Consider the following 26,537-nt stretch of genomic DNA (forward strand, 5'->3'; position numbering starts at 1 on the left):
ATGCAGGAACCGCGGGTGTATGTGGTCGACGATGACCAGGGCATGCTCGATTCGACCCTGTGGTTGCTCGAGTCGGTGGGCTTGCAGGCGCTGCCGTTCACCAGTGGCCAGGCCTTTCTTGACGCTTGCGACAGCCATCGGCCGGCGTGCGTGCTGCTGGATGTGCGCATGCCGGGCATGGGCGGTTTGAGCGTGCAGGAAGCGCTGCGCGCCCGCGGCATCGATTTGCCGGTAATCTTCGTCAGCGGCCATGCCGATGTGCCGATCGTGGTGCGCGCCTTCAAGGCCGGGGCCTGCGATTTCATCGAGAAACCCTACAACGACCAGCTACTGCTCGACAGCGTTCAGGCCGCCCTTGGCCAGGCGCGTCATGCCGGGCCGCTGGAAGCGGTGCAGGCGCGCATCGACAGCCTCACGCCCCGTGAGCGCGATGTGTTCCTGCCGTTGGTGCGGGGTTTTACCAATCGGGAAATTGCCGAGCAGTTGCAGGTCAGCGTGAAGACCGTCGACCTCTATCGCTCGCGGGTCATGAAGCGCATGCAGGCCGAGCATTTGCCGGCGCTGGTGGGCATGGCGATTGCCTGTGGGCTGGTGCAGCCGTTGAGTTTGCGTTGAGTTCATCGCAGGTCCTGCCTGCTCTTACAGGAGCGAGCAGGACCTGCGATGCGTTTATGGCCTGCGCCCCAGCAGCAAACCGACCACCAGGCCAAAGCCTGCCGAAATCGCTACCGTCTGCCACGGATGGCCGCCGATGTAGTCCTGGGTGGCCTCGACCACCGGCTGCGCCTTGCTGCGCACGCCAGTGACCGCGTCGCGGGCCTGTTTCAGTTTCAGTCCGACCTGGGCGCGCAGGGTTTCGGCTTCTTCGCCAACCAGCGCGGCGCTTTCGCTGAGCAGTTTTTCCGACTCCTCGATCAACGCCTGCAGCTCACTGAACGCCTGGTCCTTGATTTGCTCGGCATCGCTTTGCACGGTGGTTTTCCTGGCCATGGGTGCTTCCTCGTCAGTTGATGGGCATTGAACAGTGGATGCCGGCGGGCGCTGAAAGTTGCAGCGGTTTGCCGGGCATCGGCGGCTACAGTGTAAGATAGCGCCTATTTTCTAGCGGCAGGACACCCCTCATGAGTTTCAATCTGGCCAACAAGAGCTTCGCCGAACGGGCGCAGATCGAGGACGAGAAAGCACGCCTGTTCGAGCTCTGGCAGACCAACCTGGGCAAGGCCAAGGCCGATGCGGCGCGAATCATCGCCGAAAAGCCGCGGCGCAAGGGCAAGTGGGCCGAATGGGTGCGGGCAGAGCTGGACGGCATGTCGCCGCCCGAGTACGCCAACATGGTCCGCAGTGAAGTCAACAAGCTGATGGCCGCGGCCAAGTAAGCCCCCGGGCCCATCACGCCATCACCAGGTGGCGTTGGCTGGCTGTGGCAGGTTGAGCCGGCCGCTGTCACTGAAGCGCCGGGTCCCGAAGGCGCCACCGGCCAGTTTGCCGCGCACCGTGTACGGCAGGCCATCGAGGCTGCGCACCTGGCTCAGGCCCACGGCCTGGCGCAGCACCGAGAACGCGGTGATGCTCACCGGCACTACCAGTACCTGCTCGCTGAAACGCCCGATGCTGCCACTGCGATCGCTGACACCGGCCGCCAGCGGCTGGCCATTGACCTCAAGGTTGAGGGCGATGCCGTTGTAGTCGATTGCGGTTTCGTTGGGGTTCTGCACACGGATCTTCACCGCCATGCGCAGTTCCAGGTCCTGGCCGGGCAGGGGCTCGATGCCGATCACGCTGATGTTCACCGGGTCGCGGGGCTGCAACAGGGCGCAGGCGTTCAGGGTGAAGGTCAGCATTAAAGCTATACACAGGCGCAAGGTATGGCTCATTCGGGCAGTCCTTGAGGTGAACAGTTCGAGCCCATCATAGACAGGCTTTGGCCGGTCAGGGCACTCGCTGCTGATCAGGCGCGGTGAAAGTCCACCCTAGCAATAAAGCGATCGTCTTCGCGCCAGGTGCTCAGGCGCCAGCCGCAATAGGCGCAAAGGCGTTGCACAATATCCAGGCCATAGCCGAAACCCGACAACGCAGTGTGTTCGTCACCCAGGCCGTTGACCAACTGCAGGTGACTGGCCTCGGCTTCGATGTACAGGTAGCGCGCGCCATGCTGCAGGGCATTGCCAATCAGGTTGTTGACCAGCACTTGCAAGACACTGGGGGGCGCTTCGATGCACAGGCGCGGGTCGACGTGCATGACGACGGCTTGGTGCTTGCTGGCGATCAACCCGGCGTGTTTGTGCTCGCACGCTTCCAGCAACGCTCGCAAGGCCACGGCCTGCGCTGGCATGCGTTCATCTTCGCGGCCCAGATAGAGGAACAGCTGCACCATGGTTTCCATCTCGCCGCTGGCCTGCTCAAGGCGGGCCAGGTTGCGCGCGCGTTTTTCTTCGCTGCAGCCGGTCAGGCGCAAGACCGCCAGGCTGTTGCGCATCACTGCCAGTGGCGTGCGCAGTTCGTGACTGGTGTGGCGGGTAAAGGCGCGTTCACGCTCAAGCGCACAGTGCAGGCGTTCAACCAACTGCGACAGCGCGCGGCTGAGGGTGCCGACTTCATCGTGGCGTTCATGTCCGGGCAGTTGAGTGTCCGGCTGCCAACCCCGACTTACGGCATCGGCCAATTGCGTGACCGGTGCGGCGAGGTGGCGGGCACCGATGACCGCCAACAGCGCGCCGGCAATGATCACCAGCCCAGCCACTCCCCAAAGGATACTGAACAACAGGTTGGCATGTCGATCCAGGGAGCTGAGCTGCGACTCGTCCAGTTCGATGTAGAGGTTCTGTCCGGCCGTTGGCAGGTAGATGACCTGTACGTGGGTACGTTCATCGTCCAGTTCATGGCGCCCCAACGGCAGTTCGCGATAGGCATCCGGCAGGCTTTTGTCGTTGCCCCAGTAACTGTGCAGGTAGCTGGTGGCGGGCAACTGGGCTTGGTCCGGGGCGCTTGCATGGTTTTGCTGAAAGCGCGCCACCTCACGATCCAGGTAACTGTTGACGATATGGTCTTCTGTGACTGTGATCGAAGTCCAGACCAGCAGGCTGTAAAGCACGGCGACGATCACCGTAAAGGGCAGCAGGGTATAGAGCGCGCGGGCGAAGAACGATCTAGTCGGGAATAGCAAGGCGATAACCTTTTCCGTGAACGGTTTTGACCAGCTCACGCTCGAATGGCCGGTCCAGGGCCTGGCGCAGGCGATAGATATGGCTGCGTAGCGGGTCACTCTCGGGCAACTCGTCAGGCCACAGGGCATTTTCCAGTTTCTTGCGACTGACGGCGTCAGGCGCTGCTTCGGCCAGCAGTGAAAGCAGGCGGATCGGCACTTCCTGTAGCTCGATGGCGATACCTTGGCGGTAAACCATCTGACGCTTGAGGTCGATCAGCAGCTCGCCGCACTGTAGCTGTTCGGCGTGGGAAGGCAGTTTGCCGCGACGCAGCAGCGCATGCAGGCGGCACACCAGCTCCTGGGGCTCGAACGGCTTGATCAGGTAGTCATCGGCGCCGGCCTCATAGCCGTCGAGCTTGTCGGCCAGGGCATCGCGTGCAGTAAGAAACAGGATTGGCGTCTGGTCCTGGCGCTTGCGCAATGCCTTGCAGGCGCGCAGACCATCGAGCCCGGGCATGGTCACGTCCATGACGATGGCGTCATAGCGCTGCTGCAGGGTGCGCTCCAGGCAGGTTTGGCCATTGAAGGCAAAATCGATGTCAAAGCCGACTTCGCTCAGGTAGTCGGCCAACGAACCGGCCAGGGTGCGGTCGTCTTCGACCAGAAGTATCTCAATCATTGTCCGGTTTCCGTGTTGACCGTCCATTGCGCCCCAATTGCCTTGATGCCGGCTTCGGCACAAAGGCTGTCGAAGTCCTGGCCCAGGGCATTCTGCCCCGGCGCCCCGGCTATGCCAACTGCGCCGATCACCTGGTTATCGAGCAACACTGGCACGCCGCCACTCAAGGTGGTCAGACCGATGGCGTGGAAGGCCAGGCTCAGGCTCTGTTCGTGGTCGTTGGCGTTAGCGATGGTGGACGTTGACGCTCGCCGCGAGGCGGCGGTGCGCGCCTTGCGTTCGCTGGTCTGACGGGAGTGGGCAAAGGCGTCGTCGGACACCAGCAACACCAGCGGCTGGGCCTGGCGGTCGACCACGCTGACAGCCACGGCAAAGCCTTGATGAGCACAGGCTTGCCGGGCGCTGATAGCCAGATTCAGGGCGTCCTCGAAACCCAGGGTCGCTGGCGTGTGGCTCATTGGGCGGGCCTGGCAGGCGCTGATCAACGAAAACATGCCAAGGCACAGGACAGTGCTGGATCGCTTCATCGCATTCTCCTCTGAAAGCGGAGCACGCAACCTAGCGAAGCGGGCGTGACACAGATGTGATCTGCGGTGACATGGAGTTCACCTTCGCCTCCCTAGCATGGCGGCCATGAACACTTGCATTCGCTACCAATCAGCCTTGCTTCGCAGCCTGACTCGCTACTTGGGCGTCGGCACTGTAGCGACCCTGGCTCACCAACTGCTGTTCCTCCTCGGCCTGAGCCTTGATCAGCCTTGGTGGGGCAGTGTCTGCGGCGCTTGCCTGGGCGCGTTGTTGAGTTTTTGGCTCAACCGCCGGTACTGCTTTACCCATCGCGACGGTAAAGCCCTGCAACCGCTGCGCTTTGTCTGCGTTGCCTTGCTGCACAACGGCCTCAATGCCCTGGCGATGTGGCTGATGCTCGATTGCCTAGCAACCCACCCACTGCTTGCCCAGGCGCTGACCACGGCCAGTCTGGCCGTACTTGGGTTTTTCATTCACCGTCATTGGACTTACCACCATGCTGACCTTGCCCCAGCCACCTTTGGGCGTTGAACCGCACCTGAGCATCATTGTTCCCTGTTATCAGGAAGAACAGGTTTTGCAGGCTTTTCATCAACGCATTGACGTTCTGATCAAGCGCCTGCCGGTGTCTTGCGAATTGCTGTACATCAACGATGGCAGCAGTGACGGCTCCCTCGTACTGTTGCGTACGTTTGAGCAACAGCCTGGTGTGCGCTGTCTGCACCTGAGCCGCAACTTCGGCAAGGAGGCCGCCTTGCGCGCGGGCCTCGACCATGCCCGCGGCCAGGCTGTGGTGTTCATCGACGCCGACCTGCAGGATCCGCCGGAGCTGATCGCGCTGATGGTCGAGCACTGGCTGCAGGGTTATGACGTAGTCAACATGCAGCGTTCGCGGCGTGACGGTGATTCGTGGGTGAAGAAGTTCACGGCGGGGATGTATTACCGGATCATGCGCCATCTGGTCGGGCGCGGCCAGCTACCGGCTGAAGTCAGCGATTTTCGTCTGATCGGCCCGGCGCCACTGGCCGCCTTGCGGGCGATGAACGAGCGTGTAGGGCTGTTCAAGGGCCTGGTCGGCTGGGTCGGATTTCGTACCATCGAACTGCCGTATGAGCGTGTGGCCCGAGCCGCCGGCACTAGCAAGTGGGACTATCCTGCGTTGTTGAACCTGGCGCTCGAAGGGGCGTTGGCGTTTTCGCGCAAGCCGCTGCGCTGGTACAGCGTCGCCAGCCTGGTGATTTTGCTGGTGTGCCTGGGCTGGATGCTGGCTGCACTGATCGCTGGCAGTTTCTCCCCGGTGCATCTGCTATTGGGGGTGGGCGGCTTTCTCTGTCTTGGTGTGGCCATGGTGGGCGAGTACCTCGGTGCGACCTTGTTCGAGGTCAAGCGGCGTCCGCACTACCTGCTGCAGGGCGATACTCAGGCAACGGCAAAACCGCCGGTGTCACGTCCCTTCGAGCACCGGAGGCAGGCATGAACGGGTCGCTGCGGGTCTCGGTACTGTGGACGGTGCTGGGCTTGATTCTCTCGTTGCGCCTGGCCGGTCTGGGCGTGTATCCATTGATGGATACGTCCGAAGCACGTTATGGCGAGATGGCGCGCAAGATGCTTGAGCTCAATGACTGGATCACGCCGATGTTCGACTACGGCGTACCCTTCTGGGGCAAGCCGCCGCTGTCGTTCTGGACCCAGGCATTGAGCATGCACTGGCTGGGCATCAATGAGTTTGCCTTGCGTTTGCCGGCCTGGTTGATGCACCTGGTCAGTTGCCTGCTGATCATCCATCTGGGCCGTCGCGAGCGCAGCCTGGCGGTGGGGCTGCTGGCGGCGATCATCTATTCCAGTTGTACCCTCGGGCTGATTGTCAGTGGCGTGGTGCTGACCGATCCAGCGTTGAGCCTGGGGCTGCTGTTGGCGTATCTGGGGTTCTGGTACGGCATCGTTCATGCCGAGCGTAGTGCCGCACGACTTGGCTTTATCGGGCTGGGGTTAGGCTTACTGGCCAAGGGGCCGCTGGTGCTGGTGCTATTCGCTTTGCCGGCGCTGGCCTGGGTCGCCTACCAGCAGCAGTGGCGGCAACTGTGGCGACTGCCGTGGTTCAGCGGTTTGCTGTTGATGTCGCTCGTGGCCATACCCTGGTATGTCCTGGCGGAGCTGAAAAGCCCGGGCTTTCTCGATTATTTTCTGCTGGGGGAGCACTGGAAGCGCTACGTCATCAGCGAGTGGAGCGGTGACCTGTACGGTAATGCCCACGCCAAACCGATGGGAACCATCTGGTTGTATCTGCTGGGTGCCTTGTTTCCCTGGAGCCTGCTGTTACCGCTGCTGTTTTGGCGGCGCAGCGCGGGCGAGGGCAGGGCGTTGCCAGGATTTCTGTGGTGTTGGGCATTGGCTACGCCTGTGTTTTTCAGCCTGGCCGGCAACATTCTCTGGACCTATGTATTACCAGCCCTGCCGGCCTGGGCCTTGCTGCTGGCTGAGGGCCTGACTCGCTGGCGCTTGTCGCGCCGAGCATTCGTCGGCGGCTTTGCCTTGATTTTGCCGGTGCTTGCCCTGCTGCTGCTGCTTGAGGGCAGCCTGGAACAGCGTCCACAGAACCAGCGTGATCTGGTGCTGACCTGGCAGCGTGCAAATGTCGGCCAGCCGGGCCCGCTGTTCTACCTGGGGCGCCGCTCGTATTCAGCTGAGTTCTATAGCGCCGGCAAGGCCCGCCGGATCGATGCGCTGGGCCAACTGCCGACCGGCAGGGTGTTTTACCTGGCCCGACGCTTGCGCGATCTGGATTCAGCGCTGCCCGCTGCGCTGGACTGCACCGAACTGGCCCAGGCCAACGCCAGCCTGCTGCTGCGCTGCCAACCTTTGCCTGAGTCGCTTTCATTCCTCGCTACCGGAAATCCCCATTCATGAGCCGTTTCACCGCTGTATTAGCATTTCACTGGCTGACATTTCGACGTTACCCATTGATCTGGGTGGCGAGCCTGATCGCTTTGGTCATGACGGTACTGGCGTTGTTCGAAGCTGATGACGCCCTGGGCCAGTTGTGGCAAGAACGTATTACCCCGGTTCAGGTTCGCCAGCGCAGTATCTGGCTGCCGGATTATCGGTTTGCCCAGCGGTTGCAGTTGCCCGGTATCGAAGCCAATGCCTCGGATATCGTCTACGTCGCTGAGCGGCGCAGCTATTTCGTAGTGGTCAACAGCCCGGCGCAACTCTACGAGTACACCGAGGACTTCGCGCTCAAAGCGCGCCATGAACTGCACGAGTTTGAAGATCCAGAGGCGCTGGCCTATGACGGCAAGGGGCATCTGTTGATCGGTGAAGAGCGGCGCCAGAGCGTAGTGACGGTCCCGATCGCGCAGTTGGACAGGCCGATTGTGCGCAGTGAACTGGCCACCCTGAGTATTGCCGATCGGGCCGACAACAACCGTGGCCTGGAAGGCATGGCGTTCGACCCGAGCAGCCAGGTGCTGTTCGCTTCACGCGAGCAACGCCCGGTGCGTCTGTTCGAGGTGGCTGGCGTGGTGCAGCCGGAAGCTTCAGTCAGCTACCAGGCTGCGGTTTCGGCGCTTGGCGTGCAGCGCCTGCGCATGGACGATATATCGGCCATGCACTATGACCTGCACACTCGGCACCTGCTGGTGCTCAGTGATCAATCGCGCTTGCTGGCTGAAGTCGATAGCGGCTATGCGCCGATAAGCTTCATGGACCTGGAAGGTGGCTTCAATGGCCTCGACCATAGTGTGCCGCAAGCCGAAGGGGTGACACTGGGGCCGCAGCGGCAGTTGCTGATCGTCAGCGAGCCGAATCTGCTCTATCGCTATCAGTTGGCGGACTAGCCAGGTGGAGCGGAGTTTGACGTTGAAAGTCCAGCAGGTTTTGAAAGATACTGTTTCTCATTAACGTCCGATAATTCCTCTTACTGGCACTCACATTTTCCATGTTGACGTCTCCCGTGTCCGGGCTGCTTGCAAGCTTCCAGGAACATTACGATGACCTGCTGCAGTTCCTGACCCGGCGCATGAGCGACCGCCAGCGGGCCGCCGACGTCGCCCAGGAAACCTACCTGAAACTGGTGAAGATCGAGCAGCAGGACCTGCCGGTGCTGCATGCACGCAGCTTCATCTTTCGCGTGGCCGGCAACCTGGCCATCGATACCTTGCGCCGCGAACAACGCATGAGCAGTAGCCTCGACGACAGCGAAGCGGCGCGTCAGGTGCCATGCCCGGCGCCGGCACCGGAAGCTGCGTTGCTCGCCAGTGAGCGCCTGGAGCTGCTCGATGAAGCCTTGCTGCAACTGTCGGCCAACGCCCGTCAGGCCTTGCTGCTCAACCGCGTCGAAGGCCTGACCCAGGCGCAGATTGCACAACGGCTGGGCGTTTCCGAGAGCATGGTGGCAAAATACATCGGCCAGGCCCTGCGCCATTGTCGCGACTGGCTCAAACACAACCATGACTGACGCCTACGCCATGCCTGCGCCGCAACCGATCAGCGATTTGTCCGATGATGCCCTCGACTGGCAGGTGCTGCTGCATTCGGGCAACGCCAGCGCCGCTGACCGCCAACGCTACCAGCGCTGGTGTGCGCTGAGCCCGGCGCATGCCGAGGCTGCGGGTGAAGCCGAGGCACTGTGGGCAGACCTGGGGCAGACCCGGGCGGCGGCAGAAGTAGCCGCGCCGGCGCCACGTTGGCGGCGCTGGGGCTCGGCCGTGGCCGCCTCGCTGGTGTTGGCGCTGGTCGGCTATGGCGGTGTGCAGCAGGCGCCGGCCCTGCTTGCCGACTACCACACCGGGGTGGGCCAGCAGCAGCGCATCACCCTTGCCGATGGCTCGCAGGTCACCCTCAACAGTGGCAGTGCGCTGTCGGTGGAATTCAGCAGTGGTGAGCGCCGCGTGCTGCTCAAGGCCGGCGAGGCCTTGTTCGAGCCTGCTGCCGACCCGCGGCCGTTCGTGGTCGATGCCGGCGCCGAGCCGGTGCAGGGCAGCGCTGCGGTGTTCAGTGTGCGCCGTGATGGCGTGCGCAATCGCGTGGTGGTAGCCCAGGGCCAGGCGCAGGTAGGCGGGCAGGTGCTGGAAACCTCACCCGACGCCCGCGCGCAAACCGCCTGGCAGCGCGGCAAGCTGATCTTCAACGGCAAGCCGCTGCGCGAAGTGCTGGCCGAACTTGAGCGTTATCAGCACGGGCGCATCGTGCTGTCGGATCAGCAACTGGCGGCGCTGCAGGTCAGCGGGGTGTTTGACCTGAACGACCCTGAAGGCTTGTTGCGCACCCTTGAACAGCGCTATGCGCTGAAGGTTACCTACTTGCCGTGGCTGGCTGTGGTGTACTGACCCGCAGTACTGAAAAAATATTTTCGAATTCCCACTGCAAGTTCTTCTTCGCCCAATCGTCGTAGTGAGACTGATCAGCAATCCATTCTCATTTACAACCATTTGCCTGGAAGAAAACAGTGAAGGGTCCGCTCAAGCCAATCGCCCGTTCCACCGGTTATTTCAAACACGTCCTGCTGGCCTCGACCGCCGTCGCCGCGTTGCTCGGCACCCTGCAGGTGCACGCCGCCGACCCGGTAAAAGCCGCCAGCACCCAGCAGGAGCGTGAAGTATCCCTGGACTTGCCTGCGCAGAACCTCGACCAGGCACTGACCGCCTTCGCCGACCAGGCCGGCCTGCACCTGTTGTTCACCAGCCAGGATGTGGCGGGCCGGCAAAGCCCGGCGCTCCAGGGCCGTTACAGCATTGCCCAGGCCTTGCAGAGCCTGCTGGCCGGCAGCGGCATGAGCTGGCAGTTCAGCGCGCAGAATACGGTGATCCTGCGCAAGAGCGCGGCGGCGCAAAGCGTCAGCCTCAAGCCCATCGAAGTCAGCGTCGCCTCGCGTACCAGCACTTCGATCAGCGAAATCCCCGGTACTGTCTGGGTGGTCGACCAGCAGCAACTGCGTGAGCAGATCGACAGCGGCGTCAGCCTCAAGGAAGCTATCGGCAAGCTGGTCCCGGGTCTGGACCTGGCGCCGGAAGGGCGTACCAACTACGGGCAGAACATGCGCGGGCGCAATGTCCTGGTGATGATCGACGGCGTCAGCCAGAACAGCTCGCGGGGTTTGTCGCGCCAGTTTGACAGCATCTCGCCGTTCAACGTCGAGCGCGTCGAAGTGCTCTCCGGGGCCAGTGCCATCTACGGCGGCGGCGCCACCGGCGGCATCATCAATATCGTCACCAAGAAGGGCGAAGCAGGCCCGGCGCGCTTTGAAACCCAGCTGGGTGCCAGCAGCGGCTTCAACAACAGCGACGACCTGTCGACCCGCATCGCCCAGTCGATCAGCGGCGGCAACGAGCGCATCAATGCGCGCCTGGGTGTGTCTGCCGAGCAGAACGAAGCCTTCTACGACGGCGCCGGCGAGCAGATCTTCATCGACAACACCCAGACCGACCTGCAGTACAACCGCACCATCGACGTGCTTGGCAGCCTGGGCCTGAAGTTCAACGACGAGCAGAGCCTCGACCTGCTGGCCCAGTACTACGACTCGGGCAACCACGGCAGCACCGGTATCTACTTTCCCAACCTGAACTACAACGGCCCGTCGGATCTGGAAGACGCCGAACTGCGCGGCGGCTACTCCACCGATCTTGCGCCGCGCACCAAGCGCCTGCTGCTCAACGCCAACTACCACCACAGCGATGTGCTCGGCCAGGACTTCTACCTGCAGGCCTCGTACCGCAAGGAAGACGACAACTTCTACCCGTTCCCGTACTACAACACCGGCAAACCGGCGGGCTCCAAAGGCGTGTACTTTGCCGCCTCGCAGCAGAACTTCGAAGTCAGCAGCCTCAAGGCGCTGTTCGCCAAGCAGTGGGACAGCCTCAAGCTGACCTACGGTGTGGACCTGGACCGCGAGCGTTTCAACGCCGACCAGACCACCTTCAATGCCCTGACGTCGTCCGAAAGCGGTGGCCTGGATCTGGATGAAGCCAGCAAGGCAGCACGCTACCCCAGCTACCGGGTCGACGGCATCTCGGCCTACGCCCAGCTGGACTGGAAGGCCACCGATAACCTGACCTTTTCCGGTGGCGCCCGGCGCCAGCAGATGGACGTCGATGTCGGCGACTTCAAGAACGTGCCCGGCGGCAACAACGACTACCAGGTCAACCTGTTCAACTTCGGCGCCATCTACGACTTCAAGAACGGTCACCAGGTCTGGAGCAACTACGGCGAAGGCTTCGACCTGCCGGACCCGGCCAAGTACTACGGCAAGCCGGGCCTGAGCGTCGAGGACAACCCGCTGGCCGGGATCAAGAGCCGTCAGGTGGAGCTGGGCTGGCGCTACGCCGACCTCGACTGGGACGCCCAGGCCGCGGTGTACTACATCTGGTCGGACAAGATCATCACCACCGACATGGCCACTTTGACCATCAATGTCGAAGAGCAGAAAAGCCGCGATTTCGGTTTTGAAGGCGCGTTGACCCGTCACTTCGAAAGCGGCTGGGAAGCCGGTAGCACTCTGCACCTGGTGCGCTCGCAAGAGCAAGACAAGGACGGCGAATGGATCAAGCGCGATGCCCGCTATGCGTCGCTGTCCAAGTCCACCGCTTTCGTCGGCTGGAAGGGCGATGGCCGCAGCGCCCGTTTGCAGGCCAACCACGCCTTCACCCTCAAGGACGATGCCGATCACACGATCAGCGGCTACACCACCTTCGACCTGCTGGGTAGCCAGGACACCGGTTTCGGCACCTTCAGCGCTGGTATCCAGAACCTGCTCGACAAGCAGTACAGCACCGTCTGGGGCCAGCGCGCGACGCTGTTCTACTCGCCGACCTATGGCCCGGCCTATCTCTATGACTACCAGGGCCGTGGCCGCACCTACACCCTGACCTGGTCGCTGGCCTACTGAGTCAGGCGAAGGCGGCCAGCAGGTCGGCTGCGAAGGCCTGCTCGGCATCACTGGCCACCTGGGCGCGGTGGCGCACCAGCACGAACGGCACGGCAAAATCCAGCGCCGGGTCCAGAGCCTGCAACAGGCCGCGCGCGACCCAGGGCTCGGCGTAGTGGCAGGGCAGATAACCGATGTGTCGGCCGGAGAGGATGAAGGCCAGCGCGCCTTCGACCTGCTCGGAACGGGCCGCGCCGCTGGTGCCGTCAAAGGGTTCCTGGCGGCTCTGGAAGCGGTAGGGGTGTTCGACCTGGTCGGCCTGTTGCAAGGCCGCCAGGCTGACCTCGGTTTGCCCGGCCAGCGGATGATGGCTGGCGCAGTACAGGCGCTGGTTTTCTTCGAACAACGGCGTGTAATCGAACGCTGCCTGCTTGCCGGAAAAATAGCCGATGGCCAGGTCCAGACGCTGCTGCAACAGCTGGCGCTCAAGGTCGGCTGGCATGGCGCTGACCAACTCCAGGCGCACCGCCTCGTCACGCTGGCGAAAACGCTCGATGGCCCGCGCCAGGCGCAAAGTCACGGTACTTTCCTGGGCTTCGGAAATACCGATGCGTACCTCGCCGAGCAAGCGCCCGGCGACGCCGTTGGCCTGGTGCCGAAACGCCTCGATCTGCACCAGCAGTTCGCGGGTGGCCTTGAGCAGCACTTCACCCTTTGCGGTCAGGCCAAAGCCGCCCTTGCCGCGGCGGCACAGGCGATAGCCCAGGCGGGTTTCCAGGCGCGCCATCTGCTGGCTGATGCTCGGCTGGCTCAAACCCAGCACGCCCTGGGCGGCGCTGAAGCCGCCGGCCTCGACTACAGTGACGAACAGCCGCAGCAGGTGCAGGTCGAGGTCGTGCAGTTGTCCCAGCATCAAACATTGCTCCTGATGAATGTCAGGTTAACTGACTTGCCATTTTAGTAATGTAACCCGGCAGGCATGCTGGCGGCATCCACTGACAAAGGTGCCCGACATGCGTACATCCCTGTGGTTGTTGTCCCTGGCCCTGGCCTTGCCGGTGCAGGCCGAGGAAAAAGTCCTCAACCTGTACAGTTGGGCCGACTACGTCGCGCCCGAGACCTTGCAGCGCTTCGAGCAAGAAACCGGCTACAAGGTGCGCTACGACACCTTCGACACCACCGAAGTGCTGGAAACCAAGTTGCTCACCGGTGGCAGTGGCTATGACGTGGTGGTGCCGTCCGCCAGCCTGTTGGCCCGCGCCCTGACCGCAGGTGCCTTGCAGCCGCTGCACGCCCAGGCCATGCCCGGCTACGCCAACCTCGATCCGGACCTGCTGGCCAAGCTGGCCGAGGTCGACCCTGGCAACCAGTACGCCGTGCCCTACACCTGGGGCACCCTCGGCCTGGGCATGAACCTTGAGGCGGTGCGCCAACGCCTGGGTGATGTGCCGCTGGACAGCCTCGACCTGTTGTTCAAGCCCGAGTACGCCAGCAAGCTCAAGGATTGCGGAATTGCCATGTCCGACTCGCCCCAGGAGGTGATCGGCGTCGCCCTGCATTACCTTGGCAAGGATCCCTACAGCCGTGACAAGGACGACCTGGCGGCCGCCCAGGCGCTACTCAAGCAGCTTCAGCCGTCGATCAGCTACGTCGCCAACGGCCGGCAGATCAACGACCTGGCCAACGGCAGTGTGTGCCTGGCGCTGACCTACAACGGTGATGCAGCCATGGCCGCCGACCAGGCGCACAAGGCCGGCAAGCCGTACCAGGTGATCTACCGCATCCCCCGCGAAGGCACGCTGATCTGGCAGGACAACCTGGTCATGCCCAAGGACGCGCCGCACCCAGAAGCGGCCCGCGCCTTCATCGCCTTCATGTTGCGCCCGGACTCGGTGGCGCCACTGACCAACACGCTGTTCTTCGCCAATGCCAACCAGGCTGCCACGCCTCTGGTGGATGAAGCGGTGCGCGGCGACCCGGACATCTACCCCTCGGCCGAAATACGCGCGCGGCTGTTTGCCGACCGCAGCATGAGCCTCGCCGACATGCGCCAGCGCACCCGCCTGTGGACCACCTTCCGTAGCCGCCAATAACAACAAACCAGGAGCCCGACCATGGACCTCGCCCCCGACAACGACCAGGCCATTACCCGCGACAGCCTCTACGGCACCATCGCCGAAAACACCTTTGCCGGTATCACCAGCTTCTCGCGCCGGCGCTACAGCCGCGATTTGCGCGGCGTCGATGTGGTGGTCAGCGGCGTGCCGTTCGACACCGCCACCAGTAACCGCCCGGGTGCGCGCTTCGGCCCGCGGGCGATTCGTGCCGCCTCGGTGCAGCAGGCCTGGGCCCGGCACTGGCCGTGGGAGTTCGACCCCTTCGAGCACCTGGCGGTAATCGACTACGGCGACTGCAACTTCGACTACGGCAGCCCGCACACCGTGCCCGAGAGCATCCAGGCCCATGCCGAGCAGATTCTCGAAGCCGGCTGCGCCATGCTCACCCTGGGCGGCGACCACTTCATCAGCTACCCGCTGCTCAAGGCCCATGCACGCAAACACGGTCCGCTGGCGCTGATTCATTTTGATGCTCACAGCGACACCTGGCCGGACGAGGAGGGCCAGCGTGTCGATCACGGCACCATGTTCTGGCACGCGGCCCGCGAAGGCCTGGTAGACCCGGCGCGCTCGGTGCAGATCGGCCTGCGCACCACCAATGACGATACCCAGGGCTTTGCCGTGCTCGATGCCCGCCAGGTGCATCAACGTGGTACCCAGGCAATCATCGAAGCGATTCGCCAGCGGGTTGGCGAGCAACCGGTGTACCTGACTTTCGACATCGACTGCCTGGACCCGGCCTACGCGCCCGGCACCGGCACCCCGGTGTGTGGCGGCCTGACCACGGTGCAGGCGCTGGAAATCCTCGGTGGGTTGCGCGGCATCAACCTGGTGGGCATGGACCTGGTGGAAGTCGCGCCGGCCTATGACCATGCCGATATCACCGCCCTGGCCGGGGCCACCCTGGCCATGGAAATGCTTTGCCTGTACGCCGCGAAGCATAAGGTCGATGGCTGATCCGGTAACAAAATGAATCACCTGCGGGGCAAATCGAGGTTTCCCGGCGAACCTGTCGCGCCTTAGGCTATCCAACGCTTGGGCGCGCTGGTTTTCGGCGCCGTGTGTTGCCGGAGGTGAATACCGTGAACCGATCACTGACGGGCCTGGCCATGGCCCTGCTCCTGAGCTCGCCGCTGCAGGCGGCGCCTGTTGCCGCGCCGTTGCAGCTGGCGGCCAGCAACAATAACCCCTACAACAGCCCGATCATGCGCGCCAACCCCAACAGCCGCCAGGGCAGCGTGCCGGCCACGCCGCCGGTGCGCGGCCCGTCGACCCAGCCCAACCCGCGCCCGCCGACCCTCGAGAACCGTGGTATCGGCAATGGCGAAAACATCCGCCGCGAACAGACCACCCCGCGCCTGGAACCCAGCCGGCCGCCGCGCGCGCCCGCACCCTGAATAACAGGCCCTCCCTGGAAGGAATCGCTGATGTCCCCACGCACCTGGCTACCCACCCTGATGACCGCGGCGCTGCTGCCGCTGCTGGCCCATGCCGCGCCCGAGCGCGACTTCAAGAGCGAGGAGGGCAGCGTCAAGGTCAGCACCCTCGCCGAAGGCCTGCGCAATCCCTGGGCCCTGGCGTTCTTGCCAGACGGCCAGGGCATCCTGGTGACCGAGCGCGCCGGCAACCTGCGCATTGTCAGCCCCGAAGGCAAGGTCGGGCCGCCGCTGGGCGGCGTCCCCGAAGTCTGGGCCAAGGGCCAGGGCGGTTTACTCGACGTGGTGTTGTCACCGACCTTCAAGCAGGACCGGATGGTCTACCTGTCGTATGCCGAAGGTGGTGGGGAGGGCGGCACGGCCGGTACCGCGGTGGGCCGCGGGCGCTTGTCGGCCGACAGCGCCAAGCTTGAAGACTTCAATGTGATCTTCCGCCAGCAGCCCAAGCTCTCCAGCGGCAACCATTTTGGCTCGCGCCTGGTGTTCGACCGCGACGGCTACCTGTTCATCGCCCTGGGCGAGAACAACCAGCGCCCGACCGCCCAGGACCTCGACAAGCTGCAGGGCAAGGTGGTGCGCATCCTCCCGGATGGCACGGTGCCCAAGGACAACCCGTTCGTCGGCCAGGCCAACGTGCGCCCGGAAATCTGGTCGTTTGGCCACCGCAACCAACAGGGCGCGGCGCTCAACCCCTGGACCGGCGAGTTGTGGACCAACGAGCATGGGCCCCGTGGTGGCGATGAGATCAATATCCCCAAACCCGGCAAGAACTATGGGTGGCCGATCGCTACCCACGGCATCAACTATTCGCTGATGCCGATCCCGGAGGCCAAGGGCGAGCACGTCGAGGGCATGCTCGACCCGCACCATGTCTGGGAGAAGTCCCCGGCCATCAGCGGCATGGCGTTCTACGACAACCCGCGCTTCAAACCCTGGGATCACAGCCTGTTCATCGGCGCCCTGGCGGCGCAGGAACTGATTCGCCTGGAGCTCAAGGGCGACAAGGTGGTGCATGAAGAGCGCCTGCTCGGCGAGCTCAAGGCGCGGATTCGCGACGTGCGGGTAGGGCCGGACGGGTATCTGTACCTGCTTACCGATGAGACGGATGGGGCGCTGCTCAAAGTCGGGCTGGATCTGTAGAGACCTTGTGGGAGCGGGCCTGCCCGCGATCGAGCGCGCAGCGGTGGTATCTCAGACAACATCCGATGTGCTGACTGTACTGGCCTCATCGCGGGGCAAGCCCGCTCCTACCAATGGTGGTAGCACTTGCCCCGCGATGCCCCCCGCCGCAGAATGCCCCCTTTTGCGACGGACGCCGCGCATGTCCTGCTTCACCGAACAGTCCCCGCTGACCCGCTACCAGCAGGCCATTGCCAGCCAGGGGTTTGTCAGCGATCCGGCCCAGTTGCAGGCCGCCACCGCCCTGCAAACCTGCTTCGAGGCCCTGCAACGCGGCAAAACCCCGCAGGGCGTGTACCTCTGGGGGCCGGTTGGGCGCGGCAAGACCTGGCTCATGGACCAGTTCCACGCCTGCCTGCAGGTTCCGGCCCGGCGCCAGCATTTTCATCACTTCATGCGCTGGGTGCATCAGCGCCTGTTCCAGCTCAATGGCACCGCCGAGCCCTTGCAGGCCCTGGCCTTGTCCCTGGCCGAAGAAATCCGCGTGCTGTGCTTTGACGAGTTGTTCGTCAACGACATCGGCGATGCGATCATTCTCGGCGGGTTGTTCCAGGTGCTGTTCGAGGCCGGGGTGGTGATCGTGGCCACCTCCAACCAGCCGCCCGGGCAGCTCTACAGCGACGGTTTCAACCGCGAGCGCTTCCTGCCGGCGATTGCCGCCATCGAGCAGCATATGCAGGTGGTGGCAGTGGCGGGTGAGCAAGACCATCGCCTGCATCCGGGCGCGCGGATACAGCGTTACTGGATTACCGAGAAAGGCCAGCCCGCAGCCCTGGCGCAGGTCTTCGAGCAACTGCGCGGTGAGCAAGCGGCGACTGAACAACCCTTGCTGATCGGCTCACGCCAGCTCAGCGTGGTGCAACGCTGTGAGACGGTGCTCTGGTGCCGCTACGCCGACCTGTGTGAGCAACCCTTCGCCGCCATGGACTTCATGGCCCTGTGCGACTGCTTCCAGGCCATCCTGCTCGGCGAGGTGCCGGCGCTCGGCGCCCGCCAGCGCCCGGCGAAGATCGCCCGCGGCACCGAGGACGGCGCCCGGCGGGTGGTCGCCGGCGACCGCGAGCTGCCGCAACTGTCGGTGCATGACGACAGCGTGCGGCGCTTCATCGCCCTGGTCGATGAATGCTACGACCGGCGGATCGCCCTGTACCTGGAAGCCGAGGTCGCCCTGGAAGCGCTCTACACTGAAGGGTATCTGGAGTTCCCGTTCCGGCGTACGCTCAGCCGCTTGCGGGAGATGCAACTGCAACGCTTCTGCTGAGGAATCGATCATGGCCGAGCCTCTTTCGCACCACCTGCTGACCATGGCCTACCAGAACGGCTGGGCCAACCACCGGGTGTACAAGGCCTGCAGGCAACTGAGCCAGGATGAGTTCGTCGCCCCGCGGGCGAGCTTTTTCCCGTCGATCAAGGCGACCCTCAACCACATCCTCACCGTTGACTGGTTCTACCTGCAGGCCCTTGAGTGTGAGCAGCGCGGCGAAGCGCCAGACCCGGACAGCGAGCGTTTTTTCCAGCCCGAGGAGCCTTTTGCCACCTGCCTGGAACTGCACGCCGAACAGTTGCAGGCCGATCACCGCCTGATCGCTTACTGCAGCCAGTTACGTGACGACCAGTTGCAGCGCTATGTGAACATCGTGCGCCCCGACTGGGTGCAGCGCGAACAACGCCTGCGCCTGCTCTCGCACCTGTTCGAGCACCAGATCCACCACCGTGGCCAGGTGCACGCGATGCTCAGCGACACCGCGGTGCGCCCACCGCAACTGGATGAATTCTTTTGTGAGGATGAAGCGCACCTGCGCGCCCAGGACTTTGCCGAACTGGGCTGGACCGAGGCGCAGATCTGGGGGCGCTAGTGCTGCATCCAGCCCAGCGTCAGCAGCGCCAGCACCAGGTAACGCCCGGCTTTGGCGAGGGTGACCAGCACTAAAAAGCGCCAGAACGGCTCGCGCATGATCCCGGCAATCAGCGTCAGCGGGTCGCCGATCACCGGCATCCAGCTCAGCAGCAGCGACCACTGGCCATAGCGCTGGTAGCGTTGCTGGGCCTTTGCCAGTTGCTCGGGCTTGAACGGGAACCAGCGCTTGTCGCGCAGGTTCTCGATGCCGCGGCCCAGCAGCCAGTTGACGATCGAACCGAGCACGTTGCCGGCGGTGGCGATCAGCAACAGGCTGACCAGCGCCTCAGGTTCGCGCAGCAGCAGGCCGACCAGCACCGCTTCCGATTGCAGCGGCAGCAAGGTGGCTGCGCCGAAGGCGCTGAGAAACAGCGCCCAATAGCTGAGCATCAAGGCCTGATCAGTAGTTGGCGACCACTTCGTCCTTGCCCTCAAGGGTCAGGCCGATGACCTGGTAGGCGTCCTTGTGGTCGCCCATTTCCATGCCCGGCGAGCCCATGGGCATGCCCGGTACGGCCAGGCCCTTGAGGTCGGGACGCTTGCTCAGCAGCTTGATCTGCTCGGCCGGCACATGGCCTTCGACGAACTTGCCGTCGATCACCCCGGTATGGCACGAGGCCAGGCGCGGCTCGACGCCGAGGCGCTGCTTGAGCGCGCTCATGTTCGGCTCGACATGGTCGTTGACCCTGTAGCCGTTGTCGTGCAGGTGCTTGATCCAGTCCTTGCAGCAGCCGCAGTTGGGGTCACGGTAGACATCGATGGTCGGCCCGGCCTGGGCCAGGGTGCTCAGGGCCAGCAGGCCGAAGGCGACGATTTTCTTGCTCAGCATGTACTTCTCCACTTCTAGAAACGCAGGCGAACTCCGGCGACCAGGCGGGTCTGGCCGATATCGCCGTGCTCATCACGGATTTGCTCGGCGTTGTTGCCGTAGGCCCGGTTGACGCTGATGCCCAGGTACGGGGCAACGCCACGGGTGATTTCGTAGCGCAGGCGCAGGCCAATCTCGCTGTCGGCAAGGCCACTGCCCTGGTCCCGGGTGGCGTCGTTGCGGCCATAGAAATTGGCCTCCAGCGACGGTTCGAGGATCCAGCGATTGCTCAGCAGGATAGCGTAACTGCTCTCCAGGCGCAGCGCGGTTTGCTGACGTTCGCCGGCATACAGGGTGGCTTGCAGCTCCAGCCCGTACAGCGGCGTGCCCTGGATGCCGAAGGCGGCCCAGGTCTGGCCAGTGGCCGGCTTGAAGTCCTGGCGCAGGCCACCGACCAGCTCCCACCAGGGGCTGATGGCATGGCCCCAGAGCGCCTGCAGTTCGGCCTTGTGGGTCACGCCCTGTTCGCGTTCGCGTTCGCCTTCGCTGCGCAGCCACAGGCGGTCGACATCGCCGCCGATCCAGGCATTGGCGTCCCACTTCAGGGCGCTGCTGTTGTCGAAGTTCTGGTACTCCAGCTGCTCGACGATCACCGCCCAGTTCATCTGCCGGTCATGGACCTGATGACCGGGCAGCGGCGGGAAGGCCGCCTGGCGCTCGGCGTCGGTGATCGGACGCAGTGGCGTGCGTGGAGTGCCCGGCGCCATGCTGTGGTTCATGCCTTGATGGTTCATGGCACCGTGGCCCATGGCGGCGTGATCCATCGCCTCGGCACGGGTCTCTTCACTGGCCAGCAGGGCGAGCAGGGCGAAGCCACCGAACAGCGGCCGAAAAATGGGCTTATTCATCGACGCGTACCTCGCGGAACATGCCCATCTCCATGTGGTAGAGCAGGTGGCAATGATAGGCCCAGCGGCCCAGGGCGTCGGCGCTGACCCGGTAGCTACGGCGGCTGCCCGGCGGGATGTCGAGGGTGTGCTTACGCACCTGGAAGCGCCCGTGTTCGTCTTCCAGGTCACTCCACAGGCCATGCAGGTGGATCGGGTGGGCCATCATCGTGTCGTTGACCAGGGTGATGCGCAGGCGCTCGCCGTAGGTCAGGCGCAGCGGCTCGGCGTCGGAGAACTTGATGCCGTTGAACGACCAGGCGAAGCGCTCCATGTGTCCGGTCAGGTGCAGTTCGATTTCCCGTGACGGTTCGCGGCCATCGGGGTCGGCGAAGGTGCTTTTCAGATCGGCGTAGGTCAGCACCCGGCGGCCGTTGTTGCGCAGGCCAATCCCTGGGTCGGCGAGGTTGGGCCTGGGGTTCATGGTCTGCATGTCCACCAGCGGGTTGCCGCTTTCGCTGGCTGGGTGTTGCTGCATGCCGGTCATTTTCGAATGGTCCATGCCGGCCATCTGGCTGTGGTCCATGGCGCCCATCCCGGCCATGGCGCCGTGGCCCATGTCGGCCATGGTCAGGATGGGGCGTGGGTCCGGCTCTGGCACCTCGGCGCTCAGCCCGTTGCTGCGCGCCAGGGTACCGCGGGCGTAGCCGCTGCGGTCCATGCTCTGCGCGTACAGGGTATAGGCGGGCAGGTCGCCGACCCGCACCAGCACGTCATAGGTTTCGGCCACGGCGATGCGCAGTTCATCGACCTCGACCGGCTCTACCGGCTGGCCATCGGCGGCGATCACCGTCAGCTTAAGGCCCGGAATGCGAAAGTCGAAATAGCTCATTGCCGAGCCGTTGATCAGGCGCAGGCGCACAGTGTCGCCGGGCTGGAACAGGCAGGTGAAGTTGCCATCCGGCGGCTGGCCGTTGAGCAGGTAGGTGTAGGTAGCGGCGCTGATGTCGGCAAGGTCGGTGGGGCTCATGCGCATGGCCGCCCAGGCCTTGCGCTCGGCGACGGTTTGCTGCCAGCCATCTCTGGCGACATCGTCGATGAAGTCGCCAACGGTGCGCTTGTGGTAGTTGAAGGCATCGGACTGCTTTTTCAGGGTCGCCATCAGCGCCTCGGGGGCCTGGTCGCTCCAGTCGCTGAGCAGCAGCACGTAGTCGCGCTGGTAGCGATGGGCTTCGGGCTGCCTGGGTTCGATGACGATCGCGCCGTAGACCCCGGCCTGTTCCTGCAGGCCGCAATGGCTGTGATACCAGTAGGTGCCGCTCTGCTCCAGAGTGAAGCGGTAAAGGTACTCGCCACCGGGCTCGATGCCGGCAAAGCTCAAGCCCGGCACACCATCCATGTTGGCCGGGAGGATGATCCCGTGCCAGTGCAGCGAGGTCGACTCGTTCAGGCGGTTGCGCACCCGCAGGGTCACGCTGTCGCCCTCCCGCCAGCGCAGGGTCGGGCCGGGCAGGCTGTTGTTGATGGTCAGCGCCGTACGCGGGCGGCCGGTAACGTTGACCGGGGTCTGGCCGATGAACAGCTCGAAGTGCTCGCCGCTCAACTCGTTGGCAAACACGCCGGGCGCGGCAAACGCCGGCAGGCGCCAGAGGCCGAGGCCGGCCAGGGCGCTGCCGGCGGCGAAGCCCTTGACGAAGGTGCGGCGGGTCGGGTGTCGAAGCATGGCTGCCATTCCAGGGGCGGGGATGGCACGACCTTAGCCAGTGCTGACTGTCAGCAAACTGAGCAGCGCATTACAGATTTGTCAGCTGGCCAGGCAGGTACGCGTTCACTTGTGGCCGCAGGTCGGTATACTCCGCGCCGCACGGAGCCCACCACTATGAAGGATCAGCGATTCATGCAGGCAATCAAGGCCTATTTCAAACGCCACGGCCACGACCCGTTCAAGCTCGGCCAGGGGCGTATCAGCGGCTACCTCTCGGCCGCCCTGGGGCTGCTCAGCCTGCTGGCGGTGTTGTGCTTCCTGTTTCCGCAGTGGCTGACCTTTGCCGAGTTTCGCAAGGTCTACAGCGTGCACTTTGCCCGTACCGCGCTGCTGATCGGATTGATCCTGGCCTTCGCCCTGGGCACCCTGAACATTCTCCTCAACAAGCGCAAGCGCCTGGGCTTTACCGGCATCAGTGCGGCAGGCCTGGCGATGTTTCTCGGCGGCACCAACATCCAGACCGAAACCATCGGCCAGACCCCATACTCGCTGGGCCTGGACTGGTTTGTGCTCGCTCTGCTGGTATCGGCGGTGATCTTCATCCCGCTGGAAAAACTCTACGCCAAGGACCCGCAGCAAAACATCCTGCGCCCGCACTGGCGCACCGACCTCAGCTACTTCTTCGTCAGCCATATGCTGGTGCAGTTCATCCTCATCTTTGTCACCGCCTCGTCCAGCTGGCTGGCCGGCTGGGTGCTGTCCGATACCTTGCAGGCCAAGGTGCAAAGCCTGCCGATCGTGGTGCAGTTCTTGCTCGCGGTGTTCGTCGCCGACCTCGGCCAGTACTGGCTGCACCGCTTGTATCACGTGGTGCCGTGGATGTGGCGCTTTCATGCCGTGCATCATTCGAGCACGCACATGGACTGGCTGGCCGGTTCGCGCATTCATTTCTGCGAGATCCTTCTGACCCGCACCGGGGTGTTGGCGCCGCTGATCCTGCTGGGCTTTTCGCCCCAGGCGATGAACGCTTACGTGATCCTGGTCGGTGTGCAGGCGGTGCTGGCCCATGCCAACGTGCGTATCGACGGCGGCTGGCTCAACTACCTGCTGGTGCTGCCGCGCTATCACCACTGGCACCACGCCCGGCACAAGGATTACATCTACAAGAACTACGCGATCCATACGCCGCTGGTGGACATGCTGTTCGGCACCTTCAAGCTGCCGCCCAAGGAATGGCCGGCGCGATACGGCGTGTTCGGCAAGGACCTGCCTGAAGGTATCGTGCGCCAGCACCTGTACCCGCTGCGCAAGGCCGAACCCAAGGCACCGGTACCGCCACCGGCTGCCTGAAGCGGCTTTGTGCCCGGCCCCTGACTGCGTTAGCCTTGAGGGGTCAACGCCATTGGGGGCAAGGAGTATCCATGGACAAGGTTATCGTGATCACCGGCGCCAGCCGCGGCATTGGCGCTGCCACCGCACGCCTGGCCGCGCGCGCCGGTTACCGTATCTGCATCAATTACCTGCGTGACGACGAAGCCGCCCAGCGGGTGCTGGCCGAGGTGCGTGAACTGGGTGCCGAGGCCATTGCGGTGAAGGCCGACGTCAGTGTCGAGGACGAGATCGTCCAGCTGTTCCAGCGCGTCGATGCCGAGCTGGGCCCGGTCACTGCATTGGTCAACAACGCTGGCACCATCGGCCATCAGAGCCGGGTCGAAGAAGTGTCGGAGTTTCGCCTGCTCAAGCTGATGAAGACCAACGTGGTCGGGCCGATGCTGTGCGCCAAGCACGCGCTGCAGCGTATGTCGACCCGCCATGGCGGGCAGGGCGGCAGCATCGTCAACGTCTCGTCGGTGGCCGCGCGCCTGGGCTCGCCTAACGAATACGTCGACTATGCCGCCTCCAAGGGCGCGCTGGATACCTTCACCGTCGGCCTGGCCAAGGAAGTGGCCGGCGAAGGGGTACGGGTCAATGCCGTGCGCCCGGGTTACATCTTTACCGACTTCCACGCCCTCAGCGGCGACCCGCAGCGGGTCAGCAAGCTTGCGCCGGGCATCCCCATGGGCCGCGGCGGGCAGGCCGAGGAAGTCGCCGAGGCGATCCTCTGGCTGCTGTCAGACCAGGCCTCGTATTCCACCGGCAGCTTTCTGGACCTGGGCGGCGGGCGCTGATCAGCCGATCATTTCCTCGATACGCTGGGCCAGGGTGTCGAGGCTGAACGGCTTGGTCAGCACCCGGGTAGTGGGCTCGAACACGCCGCTGCCGAGCACCGCCTGCTCGGCGTAGCCGGTGATGAACAACACTTTTAATCCGGGCCGCAATTGGCGGGCGGCGGCCACCAGTTGCTGGCCGTTCATGCCGCCGGGCATGCCGACATCGCTGATCAACAAGTCGACGCCGGCGCCATTTTGCAATGCCGCCAGGGCGCTGTGGCCGTCGGCGAATTCTATCCTGGCGCAACCCAGTTCCTCGAGCACTTCGCCGACCAGCATGCGAATGGTTGCTTCGTCATCGACCAGCATCACCGTCATGTCGCGCAGTTCACGTTGAGGGCGGGCCGTTGGTTTCACTTCGCTAAGCGGCAGGCTGGCGCTGTCCAGGCGCGGCAGGTACAGGTGCACGCTGGTGCCCTGGCCAGGTTCCGAATACACCCGCACTTGGCCACCGGACTGACGGACGAAACCATAAACCATCGACAGCCCCAGACCCGTGCCGTGACCCACCGGCTTGGTGGTGAAGAACGGGTCGAAGGCGCGCGCCAGTACCTGGGGCGGCATGCCGCTGCCGTTATCGCTGACGCTTAAGGCCAGGTAGTCACCGGGCTTGAGGTCCAGGTGCGCGGCGACTTGCTCATCGGCTGGCAGATGACGGGTTTCGATGCTGATCCTGCCCCCGCCCGGCATGGCGTCGCGGGCGTTGATGCACAGGTTGAGCAGGGCGTTTTCCAGTTGCGAGGCGTCGATGTTGGCTCGGCAGGATGCGCTGCTGGTAAACACCTCGATGTCGATGTGCGGGCCGACGCTGCGGCGGATCAGCTCAAGCATGCCGCCGACCAGGCGATTGACGTCGATGGTGCGCGGTTCCAGGGTCTGGCGCCGGGAAAAGGCCAGCAGCCGGTGAACCAGGGATGCGGCGCGGTTGCACACATCCTGAGCGGTGCGCAGGTAGGGGGCGATCTGTTCATGGCGCCCGCGCCCGAGCAGGTTGCGCGACAGTTCGAGCGAGCCGCTGATGCCGGTCAGCAGGTTGTTGAAGTCATGGGCGATGCCGCCGGTGAGCTGGCCGACCGCTTCCATTTTCTGCGCCTGGCGCAGGGCTTCTTCAGTCTTGCGCAGGCGTTTTTGCTCGCCGATCCGCTCGCTGATGTCGTAGGCGAACAGGTAAGCGCCGATCAGTTGCCCGTTGCTGTCATGCAGCGGGCTGAACCGCAGTTCGTAGTGGCGATGCTGCTCGCCCTCGCCAAACTCGGCAACCTCGACGAATGCCTCACCCTTGAGTGCCCGATTCCATAGTTGCAGGCCCTGGGCGCAGTCTTCGGCACGGCTGGCCATGAGCGTCGGCAGGCTGTCGCCGACGCTGGGTACTTGCTCGAAAATTCGCTGGAATTCGTCACGCGCGGCGCGGTTGATAGCCAGCCAGCGCATGTCCAGATCGACCACCTGGATTTGCGCCAGGGTCGCCTCGACCACATCGGTGAGAATCTTGCGCTCTGCCAGCGCCTGGGCCACCCGCTGTTCAAGCTCCTGGTTGAGGCGCTTGAGCCCGGATTCGGCACGTTTGCGCGCGGTGACATCCTGGAACAGTACGGCGACCTGCTTGCGGCTGGCCGGCTCCAGGCGAAAGGCGCAGATGTCCAGGTGGCGGCCGGTGGCCACCAGCTCCTGCTCGAAGCGGATCGGATTGCCGCTGTGCAGCACCGGTCCATAGCGGGCAATCCATCCATCGGCCTCATCGGGCACCATCTCTCGCAGCTTCTGCCCGACCACATTGTCGATACCGGCATGCTTGGCGTAGGCAGCGTTGGCTTCGACATGAACGTAGTCGCTGAGCGGGCCGTGGGGGCCGTCGAAGAATTCGATGATGCAAAAGCCTTCGTCCATGGCCTCGAACAGAAAGCGATAACGCTGCTGGGTATCGGCCAGGGCCTGCTGGTCAGGTGCAGGCCGGGCGCGGCTGCGCTCGGCGAGCTGGGCTGTGAGCAGATTGTTCTGCTGCTGCAACTGCTCAAGTTGCTGGCGCAGGGACTGCAGTTCGCTCGACGGCATGCGCGTGTTCCGGCCTGGGGATAGTGGCAAATG

At 63.9% G+C, this 26,537-nt stretch carries 27 protein-coding genes and 1 pseudogene; 17 read left to right on the plus strand and 11 right to left on the minus strand.

The window, feature by feature from the left end:
- Entirely contained in the window at window positions 1-615 is a 615-nt protein-coding gene (locus ACZ9A3_RS06130) for a response regulator transcription factor (RefSeq protein ID WP_093385032.1), read from the plus strand.
- A gap of 54 nt (window positions 616-669) precedes the next feature.
- Here ACZ9A3_RS06130 and ACZ9A3_RS06135 read toward each other — a convergent pair whose 3' ends face one another.
- Window positions 670-990, minus strand: a complete 321-nt coding sequence (locus ACZ9A3_RS06135; protein ID WP_045201351.1) for an ElaB/YgaM/YqjD family protein — start codon at window positions 988-990, stop codon at window positions 670-672.
- Window positions 991-1,121: 131 nt separating this feature from the next.
- Between ACZ9A3_RS06135 and ACZ9A3_RS06140 the strand changes: the two genes are divergently transcribed.
- Window positions 1,122-1,376 (plus strand): hypothetical protein, encoded by a 255-nt coding sequence (locus tag ACZ9A3_RS06140; RefSeq protein ID WP_045201352.1) that lies wholly within the window; start codon window positions 1,122-1,124, stop codon window positions 1,374-1,376.
- 21 nt (window positions 1,377-1,397) lie between these two features.
- On the opposite strand, the gene ACZ9A3_RS06145 is transcribed toward ACZ9A3_RS06140, so the two are convergent.
- From ACZ9A3_RS06145 to ACZ9A3_RS06160, 4 genes are all read right to left on the minus strand, one after another.
- Window positions 1,398-1,874: an LEA/WHy family protein gene (locus ACZ9A3_RS06145; protein ID WP_258597176.1), complete on the minus strand. Its 477-nt coding sequence runs from the start codon at window positions 1,872-1,874 to the stop codon at window positions 1,398-1,400.
- A gap of 74 nt (window positions 1,875-1,948) precedes the next feature.
- Complete coding sequence (locus ACZ9A3_RS06150; RefSeq protein WP_476252234.1) at window positions 1,949-3,163, minus strand: sensor histidine kinase; 1,215 nt, start codon at window positions 3,161-3,163, stop codon at window positions 1,949-1,951.
- Entirely contained in the window at window positions 3,147-3,824 is a 678-nt protein-coding gene (locus ACZ9A3_RS06155) for a response regulator transcription factor (RefSeq protein ID WP_256326751.1), read from the minus strand. The genes ACZ9A3_RS06150 and ACZ9A3_RS06155 overlap by 17 nt, the downstream gene beginning before the upstream one ends.
- Window positions 3,821-4,351: a GlcG/HbpS family heme-binding protein gene (locus ACZ9A3_RS06160; RefSeq protein WP_093385019.1), complete on the minus strand. Its 531-nt coding sequence runs from the start codon at window positions 4,349-4,351 to the stop codon at window positions 3,821-3,823. The genes ACZ9A3_RS06155 and ACZ9A3_RS06160 overlap by 4 nt, the downstream gene beginning before the upstream one ends.
- A gap of 106 nt (window positions 4,352-4,457) precedes the next feature.
- Here ACZ9A3_RS06160 and ACZ9A3_RS06165 point away from each other — a divergent pair, with 106 nt between their 5' ends.
- The 7 genes and pseudogenes from ACZ9A3_RS06165 to ACZ9A3_RS06195 all read left to right on the plus strand — a co-directional run bounded on the left by ACZ9A3_RS06165 (window position 4,458) and on the right by ACZ9A3_RS06195 (window position 12,234).
- Window positions 4,458-4,883, plus strand: coding sequence for a GtrA family protein (locus ACZ9A3_RS06165; protein ID WP_176794280.1), 426 nt, complete (start codon window positions 4,458-4,460; stop codon window positions 4,881-4,883).
- Window positions 4,849-5,829, plus strand: a complete 981-nt coding sequence (locus ACZ9A3_RS06170) for a glycosyltransferase family 2 protein (protein WP_093385010.1) — start codon at window positions 4,849-4,851, stop codon at window positions 5,827-5,829. The genes ACZ9A3_RS06165 and ACZ9A3_RS06170 overlap by 35 nt, the downstream gene beginning before the upstream one ends.
- Window positions 5,826-7,259 carry an ArnT family glycosyltransferase gene (locus ACZ9A3_RS06175; RefSeq protein WP_476252235.1) on the plus strand — a complete coding sequence of 478 codons (1,434 nt, stop codon included), beginning with the start codon at window positions 5,826-5,828 and terminating at the stop codon, window positions 7,257-7,259. The genes ACZ9A3_RS06170 and ACZ9A3_RS06175 overlap by 4 nt, the downstream gene beginning before the upstream one ends.
- Entirely contained in the window at window positions 7,256-8,188 is a 933-nt protein-coding gene (locus tag ACZ9A3_RS06180) for an SdiA-regulated domain-containing protein (protein WP_093385003.1), read from the plus strand. Before ACZ9A3_RS06175 ends, ACZ9A3_RS06180 begins: the two co-directional genes overlap by 4 nt.
- Window positions 8,189-8,289: 101 nt before the next feature.
- A pseudogene (locus ACZ9A3_RS06185) lies at window positions 8,290-8,796 on the plus strand (RNA polymerase sigma factor); the annotation flags it as partial.
- 4 nt (window positions 8,797-8,800) lie between these two features.
- Entirely contained in the window at window positions 8,801-9,679 is an 879-nt protein-coding gene (locus ACZ9A3_RS06190) for a FecR family protein (protein ID WP_230090831.1), read from the plus strand.
- 119 nt (window positions 9,680-9,798) lie between these two features.
- Complete coding sequence (locus ACZ9A3_RS06195) at window positions 9,799-12,234, plus strand: TonB-dependent receptor (RefSeq protein ID WP_476252236.1); 2,436 nt, start codon at window positions 9,799-9,801, stop codon at window positions 12,232-12,234.
- 1 nt (window position 12,235) lies between these two features.
- Here ACZ9A3_RS06195 and ACZ9A3_RS06200 read toward each other — a convergent pair whose 3' ends face one another.
- Window positions 12,236-13,126, minus strand: a complete 891-nt coding sequence (locus ACZ9A3_RS06200; protein ID WP_045201356.1) for a LysR family transcriptional regulator — start codon at window positions 13,124-13,126, stop codon at window positions 12,236-12,238.
- A gap of 100 nt (window positions 13,127-13,226) precedes the next feature.
- Here ACZ9A3_RS06200 and ACZ9A3_RS06205 point away from each other — a divergent pair, with 100 nt between their 5' ends.
- From ACZ9A3_RS06205 to ACZ9A3_RS06230, 6 genes are all read left to right on the plus strand, one after another.
- On the plus strand, window positions 13,227-14,306 hold the full coding sequence (locus ACZ9A3_RS06205) for a polyamine ABC transporter substrate-binding protein (protein ID WP_093384994.1): 1,080 nt from the start codon (window positions 13,227-13,229) through the stop codon (window positions 14,304-14,306).
- 21 nt (window positions 14,307-14,327) lie between these two features.
- Window positions 14,328-15,287 carry an agmatinase gene (speB, locus tag ACZ9A3_RS06210; protein ID WP_045201358.1) on the plus strand — a complete coding sequence of 320 codons (960 nt, stop codon included), beginning with the start codon at window positions 14,328-14,330 and terminating at the stop codon, window positions 15,285-15,287.
- A gap of 152 nt (window positions 15,288-15,439) precedes the next feature.
- The gene (locus ACZ9A3_RS06215) at window positions 15,440-15,727 is read left to right on the plus strand and encodes a hypothetical protein (protein WP_371128683.1); all 288 of its coding nucleotides are present in this window, start codon (window positions 15,440-15,442) and stop codon (window positions 15,725-15,727) included.
- A gap of 30 nt (window positions 15,728-15,757) precedes the next feature.
- Complete coding sequence (locus ACZ9A3_RS06220; protein WP_045201359.1) at window positions 15,758-16,906, plus strand: PQQ-dependent sugar dehydrogenase; 1,149 nt, start codon at window positions 15,758-15,760, stop codon at window positions 16,904-16,906.
- A 181-nt stretch (window positions 16,907-17,087) separates the two neighbouring features.
- Complete coding sequence (zapE, locus tag ACZ9A3_RS06225) at window positions 17,088-18,206, plus strand: cell division protein ZapE (RefSeq protein ID WP_476252237.1); 1,119 nt, start codon at window positions 17,088-17,090, stop codon at window positions 18,204-18,206.
- Between the two features lie 10 nt (window positions 18,207-18,216).
- Window positions 18,217-18,801, plus strand: coding sequence for a DinB family protein (locus ACZ9A3_RS06230; protein ID WP_213601912.1), 585 nt, complete (start codon window positions 18,217-18,219; stop codon window positions 18,799-18,801).
- Here the strand turns inward: ACZ9A3_RS06230 and ACZ9A3_RS06235 are convergent.
- The 4 genes from ACZ9A3_RS06235 to ACZ9A3_RS06250 are packed head-to-tail and all read right to left on the minus strand — an operon-like array spanning window position 18,798 to window position 22,260.
- Complete coding sequence (locus tag ACZ9A3_RS06235) at window positions 18,798-19,232, minus strand: YqaA family protein (RefSeq protein ID WP_093384974.1); 435 nt, start codon at window positions 19,230-19,232, stop codon at window positions 18,798-18,800. The two genes, ACZ9A3_RS06230 and ACZ9A3_RS06235, sit on opposite strands and share 4 nt — an antisense overlap.
- 10 nt (window positions 19,233-19,242) lie before the next feature.
- Entirely contained in the window at window positions 19,243-19,671 is a 429-nt protein-coding gene (locus tag ACZ9A3_RS06240) for a DUF411 domain-containing protein (RefSeq protein ID WP_476252238.1), read from the minus strand.
- A gap of 14 nt (window positions 19,672-19,685) precedes the next feature.
- Window positions 19,686-20,558 (minus strand): copper resistance protein B, encoded by an 873-nt coding sequence (locus ACZ9A3_RS06245; protein WP_476252239.1) that lies wholly within the window; start codon window positions 20,556-20,558, stop codon window positions 19,686-19,688.
- On the minus strand, window positions 20,551-22,260 hold the full coding sequence (locus tag ACZ9A3_RS06250) for a copper resistance system multicopper oxidase (RefSeq protein WP_476252240.1): 1,710 nt from the start codon (window positions 22,258-22,260) through the stop codon (window positions 20,551-20,553). The genes ACZ9A3_RS06245 and ACZ9A3_RS06250 overlap by 8 nt, the downstream gene beginning before the upstream one ends.
- 156 nt (window positions 22,261-22,416) lie before the next feature.
- Here ACZ9A3_RS06250 and ACZ9A3_RS06255 point away from each other — a divergent pair, with 156 nt between their 5' ends.
- Window positions 22,417-23,592, plus strand: a complete 1,176-nt coding sequence (locus ACZ9A3_RS06255; RefSeq protein WP_256326750.1) for a sterol desaturase family protein — start codon at window positions 22,417-22,419, stop codon at window positions 23,590-23,592.
- Window positions 23,593-23,663: 71 nt separating this feature from the next.
- Entirely contained in the window at window positions 23,664-24,410 is a 747-nt protein-coding gene (locus ACZ9A3_RS06260) for an SDR family oxidoreductase (protein ID WP_045201367.1), read from the plus strand.
- On the opposite strand, the gene ACZ9A3_RS06265 is transcribed toward ACZ9A3_RS06260, so the two are convergent.
- Window positions 24,411-26,504: an ATP-binding protein gene (locus tag ACZ9A3_RS06265; RefSeq protein WP_213601906.1), complete on the minus strand. Its 2,094-nt coding sequence runs from the start codon at window positions 26,502-26,504 to the stop codon at window positions 24,411-24,413.
- Between the last annotated feature and the right edge of the window lie 33 nt (window positions 26,505-26,537).

It is taken from the genome of Pseudomonas sp. TE4620, from assembly GCF_056279045.1.

Excerpts from the sequence above, each read along its gene's own strand:
- ACZ9A3_RS06130 (WP_093385032.1), top strand. The coding sequence starts at position 1 with ATGCAGGAACCGCGGGTGTATGTGGTCGACGATGACCAGGGCATGCTC.
- ACZ9A3_RS06135 (WP_045201351.1), bottom strand. The coding sequence starts at position 990 with ATGGCCAGGAAAACCACCGTGCAAAGCGATGCCGAGCAAATCAAGGAC.
- ACZ9A3_RS06140 (WP_045201352.1), top strand. The coding sequence starts at position 1,122 with ATGAGTTTCAATCTGGCCAACAAGAGCTTCGCCGAACGGGCGCAGATC.
- ACZ9A3_RS06145 (WP_258597176.1), bottom strand. The coding sequence starts at position 1,874 with ATGAGCCATACCTTGCGCCTGTGTATAGCTTTAATGCTGACCTTCACC.
- ACZ9A3_RS06155 (WP_256326751.1), bottom strand. The coding sequence starts at position 3,824 with ATGATTGAGATACTTCTGGTCGAAGACGACCGCACCCTGGCCGGTTCG.
- ACZ9A3_RS06160 (WP_093385019.1), bottom strand. The coding sequence starts at position 4,351 with ATGAAGCGATCCAGCACTGTCCTGTGCCTTGGCATGTTTTCGTTGATC.
- ACZ9A3_RS06165 (WP_176794280.1), top strand. The coding sequence starts at position 4,458 with ATGAACACTTGCATTCGCTACCAATCAGCCTTGCTTCGCAGCCTGACT.
- ACZ9A3_RS06170 (WP_093385010.1), top strand. The coding sequence starts at position 4,849 with ATGCTGACCTTGCCCCAGCCACCTTTGGGCGTTGAACCGCACCTGAGC.
- ACZ9A3_RS06175 (WP_476252235.1), top strand. The coding sequence starts at position 5,826 with ATGAACGGGTCGCTGCGGGTCTCGGTACTGTGGACGGTGCTGGGCTTG.
- ACZ9A3_RS06180 (WP_093385003.1), top strand. The coding sequence starts at position 7,256 with ATGAGCCGTTTCACCGCTGTATTAGCATTTCACTGGCTGACATTTCGA.
- ACZ9A3_RS06190 (WP_230090831.1), top strand. The coding sequence starts at position 8,801 with ATGACTGACGCCTACGCCATGCCTGCGCCGCAACCGATCAGCGATTTG.
- ACZ9A3_RS06200 (WP_045201356.1), bottom strand. The coding sequence starts at position 13,126 with ATGCTGGGACAACTGCACGACCTCGACCTGCACCTGCTGCGGCTGTTC.
- ACZ9A3_RS06205 (WP_093384994.1), top strand. The coding sequence starts at position 13,227 with ATGCGTACATCCCTGTGGTTGTTGTCCCTGGCCCTGGCCTTGCCGGTG.
- speB (WP_045201358.1), top strand. The coding sequence starts at position 14,328 with ATGGACCTCGCCCCCGACAACGACCAGGCCATTACCCGCGACAGCCTC.
- ACZ9A3_RS06215 (WP_371128683.1), top strand. The coding sequence starts at position 15,440 with ATGGCCCTGCTCCTGAGCTCGCCGCTGCAGGCGGCGCCTGTTGCCGCG.
- ACZ9A3_RS06220 (WP_045201359.1), top strand. The coding sequence starts at position 15,758 with ATGTCCCCACGCACCTGGCTACCCACCCTGATGACCGCGGCGCTGCTG.
- zapE (WP_476252237.1), top strand. The coding sequence starts at position 17,088 with ATGTCCTGCTTCACCGAACAGTCCCCGCTGACCCGCTACCAGCAGGCC.
- ACZ9A3_RS06230 (WP_213601912.1), top strand. The coding sequence starts at position 18,217 with ATGGCCGAGCCTCTTTCGCACCACCTGCTGACCATGGCCTACCAGAAC.
- ACZ9A3_RS06235 (WP_093384974.1), bottom strand. The coding sequence starts at position 19,232 with ATGCTCAGCTATTGGGCGCTGTTTCTCAGCGCCTTCGGCGCAGCCACC.
- ACZ9A3_RS06240 (WP_476252238.1), bottom strand. The coding sequence starts at position 19,671 with ATGCTGAGCAAGAAAATCGTCGCCTTCGGCCTGCTGGCCCTGAGCACC.
- ACZ9A3_RS06245 (WP_476252239.1), bottom strand. The coding sequence starts at position 20,558 with ATGAATAAGCCCATTTTTCGGCCGCTGTTCGGTGGCTTCGCCCTGCTC.
- ACZ9A3_RS06250 (WP_476252240.1), bottom strand. The coding sequence starts at position 22,260 with ATGCTTCGACACCCGACCCGCCGCACCTTCGTCAAGGGCTTCGCCGCC.
- ACZ9A3_RS06255 (WP_256326750.1), top strand. The coding sequence starts at position 22,417 with ATGAAGGATCAGCGATTCATGCAGGCAATCAAGGCCTATTTCAAACGC.
- ACZ9A3_RS06260 (WP_045201367.1), top strand. The coding sequence starts at position 23,664 with ATGGACAAGGTTATCGTGATCACCGGCGCCAGCCGCGGCATTGGCGCT.
- ACZ9A3_RS06265 (WP_213601906.1), bottom strand. The coding sequence starts at position 26,504 with ATGCCGTCGAGCGAACTGCAGTCCCTGCGCCAGCAACTTGAGCAGTTG.